The sequence below is a fragment of the Campylobacter sp. CFSAN093227 genome (genome assembly GCF_012897855.1).
GTDB lineage: Bacteria > Campylobacterota > Campylobacteria > Campylobacterales > Campylobacteraceae > Campylobacter_D > Campylobacter_D jejuni.
The window spans coordinates 1,671,272-1,690,653 of sequence record NZ_CP040610.1 but is presented as its reverse complement, the minus strand read 5'-3'; the positions used below and the strand labels follow the sequence as shown (position 1 = coordinate 1,690,653).

Sequence of the window (19,382 nt, the reverse complement as noted above, 5' to 3'; positions counted from 1 at the left end):
AATGCAAATTCCTAGCAAGTTAAAACCTTATTATGAAAATATAGCTTTTGAGCAAGAAGACTCAAAAATGATTATCAACTTAGGCCCTCAACATCCTTCAGCGCATGGAAATTTGCGTCTTATTTTAGAACTCGATGGAGAGCAAGTTGTAAAAGCGCGTCCTTGTATAGGTTATATGCATCGCGGTATGGAAAAAATGGCTGAAAATATGATTTATCAAGAATTTATTCCTACTACTGATAGAATGGACTATATCGCTGCTTCAGCGAATAATTATGCTTATTGTGCAGCGGTTGAAAAGCTTTGTGGTTTAGAGATTCCACGCCGTGCCGCAGTGATACGCATGATACTTTTAGAATTAAACCGTATCACATCGCATTTGCTTTGGCTTGCTGCTCATGCGCTTGATATTGGTGCGATGAGTGTGTTTTTATACTGCTTTAGAGAACGAGAATATGTTTTGGATTTGATAGAAAAGTATTGTGGTGCAAGGCTTACACATTCTTCTATGAGAATAGGCGGGGTTATGCTTGATTTACCTGAAAATTATTTAGAAGAAATGCTTGCATTTTGCGATAAATTTCCAAATGATTTAAAAGATTATGAAGATCTTTTAGATGATAATAGAATTTGGCGTTTAAGAACTGAAAATGTAGGTGTAGTTACTAAAGAACAAGCTTTAAACTGGGGTTGTACGGGTGTGATGCTAAGAGGAAGTGGCATAAAATACGATATACGCAAAGAAGAGCCTTATTTGCTTTATAATGAAGTCGAATTTGGCGTGCCTTATGCTACGCAAGGGGATTCTTATGCAAGATATAAAGTTTATATGCAAGAATTTCGTGAAAGTTTGAAAATCCTTAGACAATGTGCCATGCTTTATAAAGATACTCCACCTGAAATTTTAGCTACGCATCCTGAGTATGTAAGTGCTTCAAAGGAACAAATTTTAACGCAGAATTATTCTTTAATGCAGCATTTTGTTTTAATCACTCAAGGTTTAAAACCCCCTAAAGGCGAAGTTTATGTGCCTACTGAAAGTCCAAAAGGTGAGCTTGGCTTTTTTATCCATAGTGATGGTACAGGAAGACCTTATCGTTTAAAGGCTAGAACGCCTAGTTATTGGCATTGTGCGTTTTTTGAAGAAATGCTTGTAGGTACTTATTTAGCTGATGTTGTAGCCATTATGGGTAATGTAAATATAGTTTTAGGTGAGATAGATCGATGAGAAGGGTAGATTTAAGAAAAAGCAAAGAGCTTTTTGAAGATTTAGCACAAATCATAAAAGAAGCAAAACAAGGTGAGGTTTTAGTGGTGCTTTTTGAAATCGGCGATTTTTCTCCTGTTGAAAAAAGTTTTTCTTTTGTAAAAGAACAAGGCTGTGAGCTTTTAAATTCTTTGAAATTTAATCAAGTCGATTGGACTATTGTTATAAAAAAGGAGAGAGTATGATTTATGATAATGCTCTTTGTTTTTTAGATATGCCAAGCCTTAAAAACAAAAATTTATGTGAAAAAATAGGTGTAAATAGTATTAATATTTCTTGTTTGGAAGATAAAAACTTAAAAGCTAAATTTTACAAATGCGAAATTGCAAGTTTGAGTTTTGTTTTGGCCTTGCTTTGTAAATTAAGCGATGAAGGACAATTTTGCGATTTAGATGAGGGATATTTAAGTGCTGAATCTTGTTTTGGAGAGGAAGAAGCAGGCGAAGTGCTTGCTTTTTTAAAAGAGACTAAGTATTTAATTATAGATAAAAATATCCATTCTTATAAAGATAGTGAAAATATCAAATATTTTTTGAATTTCCTAAGTGTAAAATATGGATTAAAGATTTTAGATAGCGATGAAGAAGAATGCGATTTTAAAAAGGCAAAATTAAACACCCTAAAAGAACTCGATAATTATGACGGGTTAGTGCTTTTTAGAGCAAATTTGCAAGATAAAAATTTACATTGTTCAAAGCAATTTTTACAAATTGCAAAATGCAAAGATCAAAGTGAAGTTGAAATTTTGGCTAAAGATTTTAGTCTTAAAACCAAGCTTTGTTTAGATGAAAATTTACAAGGCACTATAGCTTTTTTAAATTATGAAAACAATGGTTTTGATTTTACTCCAATTCGCATAAAGGAAGCAAAATGACAGTTAAGATTAATGGTATAGATTGCGCCTTTGAAGAAGGCGAATATATTTTAAATATAGCAAGAAGAAATGATATTTTTATCCCAGCGATTTGCTATCTTTCGGGCTGTAGTCCTACTTTGGCTTGTCGTATGTGTATGGTTGAAGCTGATGGTAAAAAGGTATATTCTTGCAATACTAAAGCAAAAGAGGGCATGGTTGTAGAAAGTGATTTACAAAATCTTTGGGATGAAAGAAATGAGATCATGCAAGCTTATTGTATCAATCATCCTTTAGAATGTGGAGTTTGTGATAAATCAGGCGAGTGTGAATTGCAAAATTTCACTCATAAAAGTCGTGTAAATGTTCAAAAATATTGGATTAAAGACACGCATAAACCGCATAAACATTGGGGAATGATTAATTACGATCCCGCACTTTGCATAGTGTGTGAGCGTTGTATTACAGTTTGTAAGGATAAAATCGGAGAAAGTGCTTTAAAGACTGTTCCTCGTGGCGGAGATAGTGTGGATAATAGCTTTAAAGAGAGCATGGGAAAAGATGCTTATGCGATTTGGACTAAATTTCAAAAAAGTTTGATAGGCCCTACAAATGGCGACACGCTTGATTGTTCATTTTGTGGAGAATGTACAAGCGTATGCCCAACAGGAGCTTTAATAGGTTCGAAATTTCAATACACTTCAAATATTTGGGAACTTAAAAGAATCCCTGCTTCAAATCCGCATTCAAGCGATTGTGAGTTGATGTATTATGATATTAAGCAAAGCGGCATTAGCAATCAAAAAGAAAAAATTTATCGTGTGAGTAATGATTTTGCCTTTGCAAGTTTAAATAAGGCTGCAAGATTTGCTTTTGATACGCAAAATGAGGCGGATAAAGATGAAAAAGCCTTTAAAGAACTTGTGGAACTTTTTGAGAAAAATGAAATTAAAAACATTAAATTTAATAGTTTTATTACCAATGAAGAAGCTTTGATTTTACAAAATTTAAAAAAGAAATTTAATCTTTCTTTGATCAATGAAGAAGCTTTGAAATTTAAAGAATTTTTACAAGAATTTATCGCTAATTCTGGTGAGTTTTATAGCGCTAATACTCAAGATATAACAAAAAGTGATTTTTTGGTTGTAGCTGGAATGCTTTTAAGATATGATGCTCCAACGCTTAGCTATAAAATCAATAATGCTTTAGTGATGAATAAAGGCTCAGGGCTTTATTTTCATCCTATGGAAGATATGGGTATAGCAAAATATTCTAAAAATTTTATCTCGCACATTCATAAAAGTGGCGATGAAGAGCAAATTTTATATTTTTTACTTCAAAAATTTAGCCAAGATGAAGGTATCAAAACTCATTTAGCAGAGTTTTTTGTTAGTGAAAATAAAGAAATAGAAGAAAGTATCAACGAAGAAGTTGTAGAACAAGTCATAGAAAAAGATGAAGAAGGCAATGAAATTCAAAAAGAAGTAAAAAAAGTCGTGCCTAAGAAAGTGAAAAGCAACATAGAAGTACAACGCTCTGTTTTTGCTAAAAATTTAGGCATAGATGAAGATAAATTAGAAGATTTATTGCTTAAAAAAGCAAATTTTACTCTTGTTATAGGGAGTGATTTTTATTTTCATAAAAATGCGAAAAAACTTGCTAAATTACTTGCTTTGATCCAAAATACCACTCCTTTTAAAGTCTTTTTAAATCCTACGCATACTAATACCTTAGGTGTGGCTATGATTTGTGATTTGGATAACAATACACAAGAAGGCAAGACTTTAGGCTACAATGAAAAAGGTGATTTTAGTTTTTCTTATGAAGAGCATGCAAATTTAGCTAGTGCGAGTTTAAATCAGCAAGAAGGAACTTTTTTAAATTATGATAAAAGAGTGGTACCAACTAACGCTGCTTTAGAATTTAAGGGATATTTTTTAAATGATTTGGCTAATGCTTTAGGTTTTGATGAGGAATATACTATAAATTATACTAAGAGACTCCCTATAAATAAAGGTTTTTCTCCGATTGATTTTGATCATTTAGACAATTTTTATACCAATGCAGGCGATTGTAAAAGGGGATATGAGCTTAATTTAGAATGTTTCAAACAAGTTGCTAAAAAAGAATTCATCTCTCCAAATTTTGAAAATTTAAGCCTAAAAGAAGATGAAATTTTGCTTTATAGTGCTAATCCTAGCTATCAATTTGGTAGATTTTCAAATCGTGCTAGTGCGATTAATGAGGTGATTTTTTTAGGTGTAAGTGAAAATTTAGCTAAAGAGAAAAATTTAAAAGATAAAGATCTTGTAAAGCTTAAAATAAAAGATAAAGAATTAAGCCTTAGTGTGCGTGTGGATAAGGATATAAAAAATGGAGCTTTCTTGCCGTATTTTGATGAAAAACTTGACACGCTAAGCTTTTTTGATGAAAGATTTGTTGTGGCGAATTTAGAAAAATTAGGAGCAAACCATGAGTGATTTTGCTTTTTTTGCTTTAGAGACTTTGATTAAATGTATTATTATCATTGCAATATTTGCGAGTTTAGCAGGTCTTGCAACTTATGCTGAAAGAAAGGTTTTAGCTTATTTTCAAAGACGCATAGGGCCTGATATGGTAGGGCCTTTTGGGCTTATTCAACTTGTAGCTGATATGATAAAGCTTTTTACTAAAGAAGATATAATCCCTTCAAATTCGCAAAAATTTATTTTTGCTATAGCACCTTTGATTTCTGCTATTTGTGCTTTTATTTCTTTAGCAGCTATTCCTATGCTACCTGAATTTACTTTATTTGGAAGGGTTATTCAGCCTATAGTGGCAGATATCAATGTAGCTTTGCTTTTTGTCATCGGTACTTCAGGACTTTGCTTTTATGCGGTGTTTTTGGGTGGACTTGCAAGTAATAATAAATGGTCGATTTTAGGGGCTGCAAGAGGGCTTGTAGCGATTATTTCCTATGAAAGCGTAGGAGCTTTAGCTTTGATTGCTATTATAATGCTTGTAGGTTCTTTTTCTTTGGTGGATATTAACAATTATCAAAGCGATGGATTTTTTTCTTGGCTTATTTTTAAACAACCTTTGGCTTTTGTGCTTTTTATAATTGCTTTATTTATAGAGACTAATAGAACTCCGCTTTGTTTGACGGAAAATGATGCTGAAATTGTAGCGGGTTATGGAACGGAGTATTCGGGTTTAAGATGGGGTATGTTTTTCATAGGTGAATATACTTCTATGATAGCTGGAGCTATTTTGGTCACTCTTTTGTTTTTAGGGGGTTTTAATAGCTTTTGGATTATTCCTGGTTGGATTATGATGATAGTAAAATCAAGTTTTATTTTCTTTTGGTATTTTTGGGCAAGAGCTGCTTTTCCGCAATTGCGTCCAGATCAAGTGATGAAAATGTGCTATTTGATCTTAATCCCTTTAGCTGTTTTAAACCTTTTAATCACTGCTTTGACAGTTCTTTTATAGGAGTTTGATATGAAAAATTATTATTTAGTAGATGAGAAAAGAAAAACTCCTGTTAGCACTTGGGAGAAAATTTCACAAGCTTTGCGTAGAAGCGTTAAACTAGAGCTTTTTGTAGGGCTTTTTGTGATGATGAGAGAATTACTTAAGAGAAATAATAGCGCTACGATTAAATATCCTTTTGAAAAGGTAAAGCTTGACAATCGTTACCGTGCTGTTCATCGTTTGATGCGTTTTATAGAAAGCGAAAATGAAAGATGTATAGGTTGTGGGCTTTGCGAAAAAATTTGCATTAGCAATTGTATTAGAATGGAAACTTCTTTAGATGAAAATGGGCGTAAAAAAGTAGGAAATTATAGTATTAATTTAGGGCGTTGTATTTATTGTGGTTTTTGTGCTGAGGTTTGTCCTGAACTTGCTATAGTACATGGAATAGAGTATGAAAATGCAGCCGAGCAAAGGTCTTATTTTGGCTATAAGCAAGATTTTTTAACTCCTATTGATAAGCTTAAAAATCAAGTTGAATTTGAAGGAGCAGGAAGTCTTAGAAAGGATGCAAATTTGTGGGTTAAAAAAACACCAAATTATTATGATGTGATGCAAGAAAGAGCCTTAGAAAATCAAAACACACAAGAGCAAGGAGAAAATAAATGATAGAAAATTTGGCTTTTTTATTTTTTAGTGTAGTGGTTTTAGGCTTTTTTGGCATCGCGGTTTTAAGTAAAAATATGCTTTATTCTCTTTCGGCTTTAGCAGGTGGAATGGTGTTTTTATCGGGATTTTATTTTTTGCTTGATGCAGAGTTTTTAGGCGTGATACAAATTATTGTTTATAGTGGAGCTGTACTTGGACTTTATAGTTTTGCGATGATGTTTTTTGATGCTTCTAAAGAATTTAAAGAACAACTTAAAGCTAAAAAAAGTTTTTTTACTTTGGTGGTTTTAAGTGCGATTTTACTTTTGACTATGCTTATAGGTTTTAAATACCAAAATATCAGCACGGATTTGCCTTTAAATGATCCTGCTTTGTTTGATTTTAATAAACAACTGGCTTTAGCGATTTTTTCAAAATATCTTTTAGCTTTTGAGTTTATAGCTATTTTGCTTTTGATCGCTTTAGTTTGTGCTATCACTCTTACTCATAAAGAGCTTAAAAAGGAAAAACAATGATAGAAAAGTATTTTTTCGTTGCTATTTTAATGTTTGTCATAGGGCTTGTAGGGATTTTAAAAAGACAAAATCTCATTATGCTTTTTATTTCGAGTGAAATTTTATTAAATAGTGCTAATTTAGCTTTAGTAGCAGCTTCTAAAATGCACAATGATTTAAATGGACAGGTTTTTGCGCTTTTTATCATGGGTGTAGCGGCTTGTGAAGTAGCTGTTGGTATAGCTTTGTGTGTGCTTTGGTATAGAAGAAAAGGCACTTTAGAATTAAAAAGCTTAAAAGAAGTGGAGGCTTAGTATGCAAAATTTGGCTTTGATTTCTCTTTTTAGTCCCTTTGTAGCTTTTTTGTTTGCAAGTTGTTTTGCTTTGAGTGAGAAAAAACAATTCGTAGGGATATTTTGTTCACTTCTAGTAGCTTTGAGTACTTTTTGTTCTTTGTATTTGCTTTTTTGCAATGAAGCTTTTAATGTGAGTTTGTTTGAATGGTTTGCTGGAGTAAATTTTGGTTTTGATATAGATGCTATTTCGCTTACTATGATGAGTATTGTAGGTATTGTAGCCACTTGTGTGCATTTTTATAGTATTTTTTATATGGCTCATGATGAAGGTTTTAATAAATTTTTTGCTTATTTGGGGCTTTTTGTCTTTTCTATGCTTTTTTTAGTCATGAGTGATAATTTTTTAGGACTTTTCGTAGGTTGGGAAGGCGTTGGGCTTTGCTCTTGGTTGCTCATAGGTTTTTGGTATAAAAATGATACTTATTCTTTTGCGGCTAATGAAGCTTTTATTATGAATCGTATTGCGGATTTGGGTATGCTTTTAGGAATTTTTTGGCTTTATTTGCAAGCAGGAACTTTAAAATATGATGAAGTTTTTTCCATGGCACAAAGCCTAGATCACAATGCTTTGATCTTAATCGCAACTTGTTTATTTATAGGGGCTATGGGAAAATCTGCACAATTTCCTTTTCACACTTGGCTTGCTGATGCTATGGCAGGGCCAACTCCTGTTTCTGCATTAATCCATGCAGCAACCATGGTAACAGCGGGGGTTTATTTGGTAATTCGTGCGAGTACGCTTTATGATTTAGTTCCTGAAGTTTCTTATATTATTGCCTTACTCGGAGCTTTTGTAGCGATTTTTGCAGCCTCTATGGCTTTGGTGGTTAGGGATTTAAAACGCATTATTGCTTACTCTACCTTATCGCAACTTGGATATATGTTTGTGGCTGCAGGACTTGGGGCTTATGGTATAGCTTTATTTCACTTAGCTACGCATGCTTTTTTTAAATCTTTACTTTTCTTAGGCGCTGGAAATGTAATGCATGCTATGAATGATAAATTAGATATTAAAAAAATGGGTGGACTTTTTAAACCTTTAAAAATTACAGCTATTTTAATGTGTATAGGATCTTTAGCTTTAGCAGGAATTTATCCTTTTGCAGGATTTTTCTCTAAAGATTTGATTTTGGGATATTCTTTCATTTCTTTTCACCATGGTATTTTTTTAGTGCTCTTAATCGCAGCTTTTTTAACAGCATTTTATAGCTTTAGACTTTTAATGTTGGTATTTTTTACCCCTGCAAGACATGATGAACATCCACATGAAGCAAGTAAAATCGCACTTTTGGCTATGAGTCCTTTGATGGTTTTAGCTATTATTGCAGGATTTTTCGAACATAGTTTTTTTGAATATTTAAGCACAAAATTAGTTTTTATTGATGCGCAAAATCAAATTGTAATGATTTGTGCGAGTGTAGCAGCTATTTTGGGTGCAATTTTGGCTATTTTTGCTTATAAAAATTCTTGGTTTAAGGAAAGTATTGAAGAAAATAAAATTCATAAACTTTTAAGTAATGATTATTTTATTCCTAGGTTTTATCATCAATTTATCGTTTCAAAATATGAAAGCTTATGTGCGATTTTAAAGCATTGTGATCTTTATATTTTTGATAGAATAGTTGAAAAAATTGCTTTGTATTCTCAAAATATTTCACAAAAAATGATTATGCCAAACAGCTTAAACTTAATGCTTAGGTTTTTGGTGGCAGCTTTTGTGATTTTGTTGATTTTAGTATGGATGGTGTAAAATGCTAAATTATTTGATATTTTTTCCTTTAATTTCTGCTTTTGTGGTTTTGCTATTAAATCGCGGAGGCGTTAAGGTTTTTAGCGTTGTTGTAAGTTTTATGATTTTGGCTTTAAATTTGGATATTTTTGCGGATTTTTTACAAGGGGTAAGCTTTGATTATAATCTCTCTTTTAAAATTTTGAAATTTTTTAGCTTTCATGTAGGAGTAGACAGTATTGCACTTGTATTGATGCTTTTAAGTTCTTTGATGATATTTTTAAGCTTTTTATTTTTGAAACTAGAACAAAAAGCGCTTATATCTTGTATATTCTTTTTAGAATTTGCTATTATGGGACTTTTTAGCGCAAAAGATGGTTTGTTGTTTTATGTTTTTTGGGAATTTTCTCTTTTGCCTTTGCTTTATATTATGGGAGTTTATGGTAAAGATTTTAGAGCAGGGGTGAAATTTTTTATCTATGCTTTTGCGGGTTCAATTTTAATGCTTGTAGCATTGATTTATCAAGCTTATTTAAATTATCAGCTTTTAAATATCTTCACTTTTGACTTGGAAATTTGGAAAAATAATGCCTCAGCAGCAAATTTTACAGAGCAACTTTTACTTTTTGGAGCATTTTTTATCGCTTTTGCTATCAAAGCTCCTTTATTTCCACTTCATACTTGGGCACCTAAGGTTTATGCAAATTCGCCTATACTTGTTTCTGTAATGCTTGTAGTTTTTAAAATGGCTCCTTTTGGATTTTTACTTTTTTGTTTACCACTTTTTCCAGATGCGAGTGTGTATTTTATGCCTTTAATTGTAGCTTTATGTATAGTAAGTATCGTTTATAATGCTTTAATTGCTTATAGAGCAGAAAATATTAAAGAATTGATTGCTTATAGTTCTATTTCACATCTTGGTGTGATGATTTTGGGAATTTTTTCTTTAAATGCTTTGGGTATTAGTGGTGCAGTTTTTTATATGTTTGCACACGGTATTGTAACAGGAACTTTATTTTTAATGGTTGAACTTTTATACCAAAGATATCATACTTATGATATTTCTTTTTACCATTCTTTGGCCAAAAAAGCACCTTTATTTTCAATTTTCTTTATGTTAATTTTACTCGCAAGCGTTTCTTTGCCTTTAACTGTTTCTTTTGTGGGAGAGTTTTTAATTCTTTTAGGTATAGCAAAGATTAATTTATTTTACGCTTTGTTGGCAGGTTTGGTGATTATTTTAGGAGCGATTTATATGTTCGCAGTATTTAGAAAAATATTTTTCATGCAAAAACAAAGCTTTATAGAGGGTTTTTCTTTACGTTTTAGAGAAATAGTAGCGCTTGTGTGCATTGTAGTAATGATTTTTGGACTAGGGCTTATGCCAAATATACTTTTAAAGCCGATACAAAAAGATGTGGATAATCTTATAAAAACAATGAATATTAGAGCTGTTGAGCAAAATACTTTAGATTTTTTATCTAAAATAGGAGAGGCAAATGTTAAATAATTTTTTAAATTTAGAACTTTTAAATATAAGCTTATCTTATCCATTTTTATTTTTAATTACAACTGCAATAGTTCTTTTGCTTTGCTCTGGTTTTTGGAAATTTCATCGATCGTTTTATATCGGCATAAGTTCTTTGTCTTTGATTGTAAGTGCTTTTTTGATTTTAAATAATGCAAATGCTCAAGGTTTAGAAGCAAAAGCTTTTTTGGCTACTTTAAATAATGATATTGTTTCATTTTATGCTTCTTTGGTGATTTTGTGTTTTTCATTTTTATATCTTTTAATGCAAAAAGAAGAAAATCAAGGTGAATTTTATGCTTTATTTTTATTTATGATTGCATCTTTGCTTTTGATGGTTTCAAGCTCAAATTTAGTACTTATTTTTATAGGACTTGAAAGTTCTTCTTTAGCGCTTTATACTTTAATAGCAATGCGTGGAAGTGATAATGCTATTTCAAGTGCGATAAAATACTTTAGTATAGCGGCTGTAGGAGCTGGATTTTTTGTTATGGCTGTAGCTTTTATTTATTTAAAAACAGGAACTTTAGATTTATCTGCTAATTTAGCGTTAAAAAATGAGTTTCAAAAAGATCCCATGCTTTTGGGTGCTGGAGTGATGATTTTTGTTCTTTGTGCAATCAAGCTTTCTTTGGCACCTTTTCATTTTTGGCTTAAAGATGTGTATTATGCAGCACATACAAATTTGGTTGCTTTTATTTCAGTTGTGCCAAAAGTTGCCATGTTGGTTGTGGTTATTCGTTTGTTTGATTTTTTAAATAATACAGGTTTTGAATATATCATAATAGTTCTAGCGATTTTTTCTATGCTTATAGGCGCTTTTGCGGCTTTAAGTCAAAACAATATCAAAAAAATGTTTGCTTATAGTTCTGTAGTGCATTCTTCTTTGGTTTTGATAGCTTGCATTCCTTTATTAAAAGAACAAAATTTTGATGGAATTTTGCTTGCTATTTTTGGATATTGGACTTTATTTGCTTTTGCAAATTATGCTGTATTTATGATTTTAAGTAATTATGAGAATAATTCTTATGAGAGTTTAAATGGGCTTTTGGTTAAAAAACCTTTAATTGCTTTTTGTTTAAGCATTAGTGTGCTTTCTTTAGCAGGTATCCCGCCTTTTGGAGTGTTTTGGGGTAAATTTATGATTTTAAATACAGCAATTTTAAATGGATATTGGTATTTGGCGCTTTTTGTGGCTTTATCTTCTGTTATTATGCTTTATGCGTATTTAAAGATTTTAATTCATGTTTTATTTATGAAAAATGATAGGGTTTATAATATTAAGTTTAGTTTTATACAAAATTTTATTTTAGCTTTTTGTGTTTGTGTAAGCATTTTTGCTATATTGTTAATGTTATAAGAGTTTTGCTATAATTATTTTATGAGAATATTATTTTTAATTTTATTAAGTTTTTTAAATGCTTTTGCTTTTGAGCTTGTTTTAAACACGGGTCGCGAAAATAATCAAGCTTTTGCAGTTTTACATGCGAGTAATGATTTAGAATTTACATGTCAAAAATTTATTACCGAAGCAAAAGTTCATTTTGAATGTGATATTGCAGGTATGGTTGATAATAAATTAAAAGATCAGAGTTTTTCTGCTTTTGATTTAAAATTTATACAAGAAGCTCAAAAAATTAAAATGATCATTTTGCCAAAAATACAAGCAAGAATGTTTGACACTTCTCAAAATATTTATATAGATAAAGAACTCAGTTCATCAAGTTCGCATAAAAGTAAGGCTTTTACTTTTATTTTTACACCAGAACTAGCACCTATTAAAGACTATGATGGACTCGATTTTAATATCAATTTTCCACATGAGAGTTTGCCTTATGTTGGAGCTTTGGATTTAAATTCTGATCCTGTTGTTATTCCTCAAAGTGCAGATATCAATACTTATTTACGCATCAAAAAAGAATACGATAAGGCTAATTACAATCAAGTGGTGATTGATGCACAAAATGCTATCAATAGATATCGTGGCAGTATTTTTACTAGTGAATTTATACTTTATAAATTAAGAGCTCAAAATAAACTTTACACTCAAGATCCAAGCATGCGTGATCAACAAATTTTAGAAAAGATGATTGATGATGCTAAAAATTGGACGCGTACTTTTACAAGTGATAAAAATTTTTCAGAAGTTTTACATATAATGTTAAGAACTTATATCGCTTTAGCTCAGCGTGCTGATGTAGAGTATACAATGTCGATTTTGGATAATGAACAACCTAATAATTATTTTACTCAGTTATCAAAACTTGATTATGCAGACTATATTTATAATTTAAATGAAAAAGAAAAAGCTGTAAATATTTATGAAAATACTTATTTTAATACAAAAAATTTAGATTTAGCTGCAAGAGCAGCTATGAGTTTGGCAAAGAATTTGCTTTCAAATGAGCAAGTAAATAAAGCTATAGAATATATTAATACCATTTTAAAAGCCAATCCTGAATATTTTGGAAAAGATATTCCAAGATCTTTAGAACTTGCTAAATTATTTAATCAAAAGGGACAATTTGATATAAGTGCAAGTATTTATGAAGATGCCTTTGCTAAAATGTCCAAACTTGATCCAAGTTATGAAGAAACTTTAAAAGATTTAGCCTTGGTTTTATCACATGCTAACAGATCTAGTGATGCTAAAAAATACCTTGATTTGTATATGGATGATTATTTAGATGGTAAGTATTTAGATGAAATTAAAAAAGCAAGTGATGAGGTATTCTTTGCTTTAGGTGATAATAATGCAAGCTTTTTGCATCAGCGTTATACAGATTTAATGAAGCAATATGCAAATAAAGATGAGAATATTGCAAATAAAGCTTTAGATGAAGATGTTGCACTTTATTATAAAGAGGGAAATTTTAGTGCTATTTTAGCTTATAAAGATCTTATAGAAAGTAAAAAAATTCCAAATGCTACTCAATTTTTAGAGAAAGCAGCCATTAATGATTTAAAAAATGCGATAAAAGCTGATAATTGTATCAATGCTGCAAATATTTTTATGCGTTTTAGTGCTTATGATATAGGTCAGAAAATTGAGAATAAAAAACAAATGTTAGCTTGTCTTATCAGAACTTCTAATGTTGAACAAGCACTTGATTATATAGATAAAAATTATAATGAAGATTCTATATTTTACGGTCTTCAAAAAGCATCTATTCTTTTTGACAATAAACAATATCCTCAGGTGATTAAAATTTCTAAAGACATAGCTAATTCTAGAATTTTAAAAAGTGATGATGAGAATTTTAAGGCTTATTATTTGCAATTTTTATCTTTATTGCGTTTAAATGACTATAATCAAGCCATTAAAATTTTGCAAATTTTAGAAAGTTTTCCAATGAATTTTAGTATGGTGGAAGCTTATGATGCTTTACTTTCTTACGCTAATGATCATAATATGCAAACAACTATTTTAACTTACGCACCTAAGGCCATTGACTATCAAAATTTTAAAGGTATAAATCTTTTTAGTCCTAATTTAGAATTTATATATCTTGATGCTTTGACTAAAATCAATAAAAATGAAGAAAGTTTAGCTGTTTTAACAGATTTGCTTAAATTAAAACTTTCAGATGAGGATAAGGCAAGAGCTTTATATATCCAAGCTTTAACTTATGAAAGAATGCAAAATATACAAGCTGAAAAAGAAAGTTTAAAACAATGTCTTGAAATCAAAGGTGTTTCAAATTGGCAGAATTTATGTAAGAGTAAAAATCAAATTTTAAATCAATAAGTAAATTAGAGATAACTAGCTTTTTAGCTAGTTATCTAAGATTAAAACCTCTTCTTCTTAACATCTTCTAAGATATTATTAGCTATATCACTTACTGTACTAGAAATAATAGCTGATTCATTAGCAATTTCAACATTATCTTTAGTAGTTTGATCAATTTGAGCTACGCTATCATTGATTTGAGTGATACCTGCAGTTTGTTCTTTAATACTTTCTGCCATATCATTGATAGATTGAACAAGTAAATTAGTATTAGCTTCAATTTCTGATAAAGACTTTTGAGTTCTTTCAGCTAACTTTCTAACTTCATCAGCTACCACTGCAAAGCCTCTACCATGTTCTCCAGCACGAGCTGCTTCAATAGCTGCATTTAAAGCTAAAAGATTGATTTGATCTGCAATATCACCTATAATACCTGTAACATTTTTAATCTCTTCAGATTGAGTGATAACATCACTAGTTTTAACTGAAACATTTTGCATAGAAGAAGTGATCTCTTCTAAAGCTGCTGCAGTTTCTTCTAAAGATTGAGCTTGAGAATTTGAAGAAGTGGTTAAGCTTTGAACAGCAGTTTGTAATTTTCCACTTTCATTAGCTAAAGCATTAGCAAAGTCTGAACTTTGTTTTAGCATTTTAACTATTTCATCACCTAAAGCATTAGTAGTTAATTCTACACTACCGCTAGCATTTTCTAATTTATTTCTAAAGTCTAAGCTTTTGTATTCTTCAAAAATTTTATGAATAGCATTCATATCAGAACCTACTCTAGCTTGTAAAACATCAAGAAGTTTATTTAGAACATTTTTAAGTTCAATAAGTTGTGGGTTTCTTGGATTAGCAGTAATTCTTGCTGTTAAATTACCACCTTCTACAACTGATACGGTTTGAACTGATTCTTTAACGGCTTGATTGTCTTGTTCTAAGCCTCTTTTAGTAGCAAGAATGTTTTCATTGATAGCATTTGAGATTTGTCCAAATTCATCATTGCTTTTTACTTCTATAGTAGAAACATTTTTTGTTTTATAGTTGATAAAATCAAAGAATGAAGTTAAACCTGTTTGGATAGCTGCAAGTGGGGAGAGGTATTTTGATACGATGAAATAAAGGAGGATGACGCTAAATACTACTACAATAATGACAACAATGGCTTGAATAAATGCAGCTTTAAATATAGGTTTATTTATAATATCAGCGCTTTCGGTAATACAAGCTGTATAAGCAAAGACTTTAGTACAAGCTCCAAGTCTTTCTTCATTATTTAGCTTATAAGAGAAGAAGTTGTTATCACCATGAGCTTTATATGCATTTAGAACAGGAGAATGATCAATGGATGGATTTAATAATTCTTTATTGGTTGCTGCAAATATTTTATTTTTTTGATCAAATAAAAAAGTATTTCCAGGAGTGTTTGCAACTAAATTTTGCAAATCTTCTGATGGTATATCGACACCCAGTACTCCTATGATTTTGCCATCTTTATAAATAGCTTTAGAATACGTTATTACATATTGTTTTAAAATTGTATCTAAATATGCTGGTGTAACAAAAATATCATTTGTTTTTAAAGCTTCTTGATACCAATCTTTTGTCTTTATATCTAAATCATCACGTAATTCAGGCATTTTTGCATCATTAGATTTTTGACTAAGTAAAACTTTTCCATTGTTTAAACCTAAATAAACATTTAGTGCATTTATACTATGACGATAATATTTCAATATTGGACCAACATTGTTAATAATATTTTCTTCAGTGATTAAAGATTGATAAGGTAAGTTCGCGATATCTTTTTCTAAAGCTCTAGTAAAAGATTGATTTGTGGAACGGAAATCTTCAACGGTAGATTGTGTGACTTTAAGTAGATCAGTTTGATTTTTAAGAGTGCTTTCATATAGTGAGGTTTTTGTAAAATAAAAACTTACAATACCTAGAACAATTAAGGCAAAAATTGCAATTAAATTTGCAATGAGAGAAAGTTTGATTTTAATACTATTCATTATTTTCCTTTTAATTTTTGTTATTTTTAGTATAAAACTAATAATTTGGCTATTATTTTATCACAAAAAAATAAAAATAAATTTTTATTTTTATTTTAAAAAGGAGAAAATATGGCTTATACTATGAAAAGAGGTAGAAAAAGAAACAAAAATTAGTGCTCATACTTTAAGATTTTGGGCTAAAAAGGTTTGTTTCCTTTTGTTCAAAAAGATGAAAATAGTGTGAAATATTTTTCAAAAAGCGATATAGAATGGGCAAAATGGATAGAATGGTTTCGAATTTCAGGTATGCCAATAGAACAAATCAAACATTATATAAAACTTTGCTCTTTGGGTATAAAAACTGCCAAAGAGAGACAAGAGATGTTAAAGCAAACAAAGAAAAAATTACAAAACCAGATTAAAACATTAAAAGAAAGTGAAAAAGTTTTAAGCAAAAAGATAAAAATTTATGAAGAAATGCTTGCAAATGAAGTCGATGGGTTTAATCCAGAAAGCAAGGACTATCAACCTTGCGATAAGTTTTGTAAAGAATCATGAGGCTTGATTCATTTTTTTAGAATTTAAACTTTTGCCTAATGCCCATTTTACAAGTAAGATAAGTACAGGAACTTCTACTAAGGGGCCTATAATGCTTGCAAAAGCTTGTTCTGAGTGAAGCCCAAAAGTAGCAATACAAATGATTATAGCTAATTCAAAGTTATTTCCACTAGCACTAAAGCATAAAGAACAAGTTTTAGGATAAGAAAGATGATTTTTCTTAGAAATAAACCAAGTTAGAAAAAACATGAAGATAAAATACAAAGTCAAAACAAAGGCTATTTTTAAAGCTTCTAAAGGCAGGTGAAATACTTCATTTGCTTTGTAAGAACACATAATGATAATAGTTGCTAGCAGGGTGATAAGAGTTATAGGGCTGATTTTAGGTAAAAAGGTATTTTCGTACCATCGTTTGCTTTTGTATTTTAAAAGTAGGGTTCTTGTTATAAAGCCCATTAAAAAAGGAATTCCTAAATAAATCAAAACATTTTTACTTAGAGCTGAAAAATCTATATCTAAACTTGTAGCTAAAGTGCTTTGACCTAGTAATTTTGGTAAAAAATCCAGATAAATATAAGCCAAAGTGGAAAAAAATAAAATTTGAAAAATGCTATTCATCGCTACTAAAGCACTGGTGTATTCTCTATCACCTTTTGCTAAATCGCTCCATACCACCACCATTGCGATACATCTTGCCAAGCCGATGATGATAACTCCTTGCATATATAAAGGCTCGTCTTTTAAGAAAATAAAAGCTAAGATAAACATAAGCAAAGGGCCTATAAACCAATTTAAAATCATAGAAAGCAAGATAACTTTTTTAGAATCAAATACCTTTGAAAGCTTTGCATAATCAACCTTAGCCAAAGGCGGATACATCATCAAAATAAGACATAAAGTCAATACTACATTTACAGACTTGTACTCAAATAAATTCCAAAATAAAGCGATATTGGGGAAAATGATACCTAAAATTAAACCCAAAAAAATAGCTAAAAATATCCAAAGCGTGAGAAATCTATCGATAAAACCTAACATGTAAAGTCCTTAAGAGAATTTGTCTTTATGGCTTGTAAAAGAGCTGTTATTTTATAATCTAAAATTTGAATTATTTTCCTAAATTCATCATCATAACTTCCGCTAGGATCTTTTAATCCAAAATCAAAATAATACCTTGATTTTAAGCTAGGACAAGCCACGCCACAACCCATACTTACGACTATGTCTAAATTTTGAGGCAAAGAATCAATGAGTTTAGAATAATGCTTTTTCATATCGATTTGATAAATTTCACGCATAAGTCTTATAGCCTGTGAATTTACACCCTTAGAAGTGTCGCTTCCTGCGGAAAATACTTCGATATCTATGCCCATTTTTTCAGCTTTATGCCTAGCTAGTGCTTCTGCCATTTGAGAACGGCAGCTATTGTGAATACAAATAAATGCAAGTTTCATTTATCGTTCTCGCAAGTGTTTTGTTCTAAAACTATGTTGTCAATATCTAGATTTTTAATATTTTCAAAAAGGTCAGAATGCAGTTTTAAAAGCTCATTGTTGATACCATAATACGCCCAAGTTCCCTTACGCTTGACATATAAAAATCCTGCATCTTTTAAAATTTTTAAATGTCTTGAAAGTCTTGATTGACCCATGTTTAAGAGCTCTTGTAGATCACAAACACAAAGTTCTTTGTATCTTAAAAGATGATGCAAAATCAAAACCCTACTTTCATCATTGATTGCTGAAATAATGGTTAAAAATTTTTGCATTTTATTTCCTTAAATTAAATTAATAAAAATTCCAAAAGATATAGCCACGCCTAAAATAATCATAACAAATAAAAATAAAAATTTTATTTTAAACATTTGTTTGAGTAAAATAAGCTCAGGTAAAGAACATCCAGCACCAGCGATTAAAAAACTCATAATCACTCCTTGGGAAATTCCCATTTGCAAAAGTGCTAAGCCTATAGGAATAATAGTTTCTACTCTTAAATAAAGGAAAATTCCTAAAAAAGCCGCTAATACAATGCTTAAAATTTCATTCCCATTTAGGTATTTTTGTAAAATTTCTTGAGGAATGAAACCATGAATAAAAGCACCGATAAAAACTGCCACAACGATATAGGGTAATAATTTTTTATAATTTTTCAAACTTTCTTTGAATAATTCTTTATAGTTTATCGTTATATTTTTAGGCTTATCTTGAGTATTTGCACAGCATGATTTTTGTTTAAAAATAAAATTGCTAGGATTGTGAGTGGTTTGGGTAAAAATATTTGATTTTGTATTTTTAGGGATATGTTTTAAAAAACTCTCTTCCTTAAATTTGGAAAAAACAAAAGAAACAATAAATATCAAAAATACTAAAAAAACCACATAAGTCAAACTTAACTTTAAACCAAAAGTTATAAAAAGCATGGAAAAAATGATAGGATTAATAAGAGGTGAAGTAAAAAGATAAGCTAAAGCTACGCTAAGTTTTACTTTCGCTTCCAAAAAAGCTCTTAAAAGCGGTATGGTAGAACAGGAACAAAATGGCGTTAAAGCACCTAAAAATATAGCTTTAAAATAACTTGAAATTTTATCACCAGCAAGTTGTTTTTTAAAAATTCCTTCGTATTTTTGATTGATAATAGAAACTAAAAAAGAAATAGCTATAAAAAGTACAGAAAGCTCAGTAAATAGATATAAAAACTCTTTGAAAGTATTTAAAAAAGACTGCATTTTTTATCCTTTTAAAAATATTT

Annotated in this window: 17 protein-coding genes and 1 pseudogene; 13 read left to right on the top strand and 5 right to left on the bottom strand. The window is 30.3% G+C overall.

Going from position 1 to position 19,382, the window contains the following annotated elements; all coding sequences use genetic code 11:
- The first annotated feature begins 1 nt into the window (after position 1).
- Genes nuoD through FBF06_RS08650 form a run of 12 tightly spaced genes read left to right on the top strand, consistent with a single transcriptional unit; the run spans position 2 to position 14,097 of the window.
- Positions 2 to 1,228 (top strand): NADH dehydrogenase (quinone) subunit D, encoded by a 1,227-nt coding sequence (nuoD, locus tag FBF06_RS08705; RefSeq protein ID WP_052796108.1) that lies wholly within the window; start codon positions 2 to 4, stop codon positions 1,226 to 1,228.
- Positions 1,225 to 1,452 carry an NADH-ubiquinone oxidoreductase subunit E family protein gene (locus tag FBF06_RS08700; protein WP_002824979.1) on the top strand — a complete coding sequence of 76 codons (228 nt, stop codon included), beginning with the start codon at positions 1,225 to 1,227 and terminating at the stop codon, positions 1,450 to 1,452. Before nuoD ends, FBF06_RS08700 begins: the two co-directional genes overlap by 4 nt.
- Positions 1,449 to 2,141, top strand: a complete 693-nt coding sequence (locus FBF06_RS08695) for a hypothetical protein (RefSeq protein WP_002870002.1) — start codon at positions 1,449 to 1,451, stop codon at positions 2,139 to 2,141. Before FBF06_RS08700 ends, FBF06_RS08695 begins: the two co-directional genes overlap by 4 nt.
- Positions 2,138 to 4,600 (top strand): NADH-quinone oxidoreductase subunit G, encoded by a 2,463-nt coding sequence (locus FBF06_RS08690; RefSeq protein ID WP_032584482.1) that lies wholly within the window; start codon positions 2,138 to 2,140, stop codon positions 4,598 to 4,600. Before FBF06_RS08695 ends, FBF06_RS08690 begins: the two co-directional genes overlap by 4 nt.
- The gene (nuoH, locus tag FBF06_RS08685) at positions 4,593 to 5,591 is read left to right on the top strand and encodes an NADH-quinone oxidoreductase subunit NuoH (RefSeq protein WP_002934705.1); all 999 of its coding nucleotides are present in this window, start codon (positions 4,593 to 4,595) and stop codon (positions 5,589 to 5,591) included. The genes FBF06_RS08690 and nuoH overlap by 8 nt, the downstream gene beginning before the upstream one ends.
- A gap of 9 nt (positions 5,592 to 5,600) precedes the next feature.
- Positions 5,601 to 6,242 (top strand): NADH-quinone oxidoreductase subunit NuoI, encoded by a 642-nt coding sequence (gene nuoI / locus FBF06_RS08680; protein ID WP_002888214.1) that lies wholly within the window; start codon positions 5,601 to 5,603, stop codon positions 6,240 to 6,242.
- Positions 6,239 to 6,757, top strand: a complete 519-nt coding sequence (locus tag FBF06_RS08675) for an NADH-quinone oxidoreductase subunit J (RefSeq protein WP_032584477.1) — start codon at positions 6,239 to 6,241, stop codon at positions 6,755 to 6,757. The genes nuoI and FBF06_RS08675 overlap by 4 nt, the downstream gene beginning before the upstream one ends.
- Positions 6,754 to 7,050 carry an NADH-quinone oxidoreductase subunit NuoK gene (gene nuoK / locus FBF06_RS08670; protein ID WP_002858921.1) on the top strand — a complete coding sequence of 99 codons (297 nt, stop codon included), beginning with the start codon at positions 6,754 to 6,756 and terminating at the stop codon, positions 7,048 to 7,050. The genes FBF06_RS08675 and nuoK overlap by 4 nt, the downstream gene beginning before the upstream one ends.
- 1 nt (position 7,051) lies before the next feature.
- Positions 7,052 to 8,842, top strand: coding sequence for an NADH-quinone oxidoreductase subunit L (gene nuoL, locus FBF06_RS08665; RefSeq protein ID WP_002860047.1), 1,791 nt, complete (start codon positions 7,052 to 7,054; stop codon positions 8,840 to 8,842).
- Between the two features lies 1 nt (position 8,843).
- Entirely contained in the window at positions 8,844 to 10,331 is a 1,488-nt protein-coding gene (locus FBF06_RS08660) for an NADH-quinone oxidoreductase subunit M (RefSeq protein WP_002882849.1), read from the top strand.
- Positions 10,321 to 11,709, top strand: a complete 1,389-nt coding sequence (locus FBF06_RS08655) for an NADH-quinone oxidoreductase subunit N (protein ID WP_032584474.1) — start codon at positions 10,321 to 10,323, stop codon at positions 11,707 to 11,709. Before FBF06_RS08660 ends, FBF06_RS08655 begins: the two co-directional genes overlap by 11 nt.
- 21 nt (positions 11,710 to 11,730) lie before the next feature.
- Positions 11,731 to 14,097: a paralyzed flagella protein PflA gene (locus FBF06_RS08650; RefSeq protein WP_002934701.1), complete on the top strand. Its 2,367-nt coding sequence runs from the start codon at positions 11,731 to 11,733 to the stop codon at positions 14,095 to 14,097.
- A gap of 41 nt (positions 14,098 to 14,138) precedes the next feature.
- On the opposite strand, the gene FBF06_RS08645 is transcribed toward FBF06_RS08650, so the two are convergent.
- Complete coding sequence (locus FBF06_RS08645; RefSeq protein ID WP_168977650.1) at positions 14,139 to 16,127, bottom strand: methyl-accepting chemotaxis protein; 1,989 nt, start codon at positions 16,125 to 16,127, stop codon at positions 14,139 to 14,141.
- A gap of 78 nt (positions 16,128 to 16,205) precedes the next feature.
- Between FBF06_RS08645 and FBF06_RS08640 the strand changes: the two are divergent.
- Positions 16,206 to 16,634, top strand: a pseudogene (locus FBF06_RS08640) (MerR family transcriptional regulator).
- On the opposite strand, the gene acr3 reads toward FBF06_RS08640, so the two are convergent.
- From acr3 to arsP, 4 genes are read right to left on the bottom strand one after another with little or no spacing between them, the layout of a single operon-like run.
- The gene (gene acr3, locus FBF06_RS08635) at positions 16,629 to 17,672 is read right to left on the bottom strand and encodes an arsenite efflux transporter Acr3 (protein WP_002858915.1); all 1,044 of its coding nucleotides are present in this window, start codon (positions 17,670 to 17,672) and stop codon (positions 16,629 to 16,631) included. The pseudogene FBF06_RS08640 and the gene acr3 sit on opposite strands and share 6 nt — an antisense overlap.
- Positions 17,666 to 18,088 carry a low molecular weight phosphatase family protein gene (locus tag FBF06_RS08630; protein ID WP_002787630.1) on the bottom strand — a complete coding sequence of 141 codons (423 nt, stop codon included), beginning with the start codon at positions 18,086 to 18,088 and terminating at the stop codon, positions 17,666 to 17,668. Before FBF06_RS08630 ends, acr3 begins: the two co-directional genes overlap by 7 nt.
- Positions 18,085 to 18,402 carry a metalloregulator ArsR/SmtB family transcription factor gene (locus tag FBF06_RS08625; RefSeq protein WP_002858914.1) on the bottom strand — a complete coding sequence of 106 codons (318 nt, stop codon included), beginning with the start codon at positions 18,400 to 18,402 and terminating at the stop codon, positions 18,085 to 18,087. Before FBF06_RS08625 ends, FBF06_RS08630 begins: the two co-directional genes overlap by 4 nt.
- Positions 18,403 to 18,411: 9 nt before the next feature.
- Positions 18,412 to 19,359 carry an organoarsenical efflux permease ArsP gene (gene arsP / locus FBF06_RS08620; RefSeq protein ID WP_002867862.1) on the bottom strand — a complete coding sequence of 316 codons (948 nt, stop codon included), beginning with the start codon at positions 19,357 to 19,359 and terminating at the stop codon, positions 18,412 to 18,414.
- Positions 19,360 to 19,382: the final 23 nt, after the last annotated feature.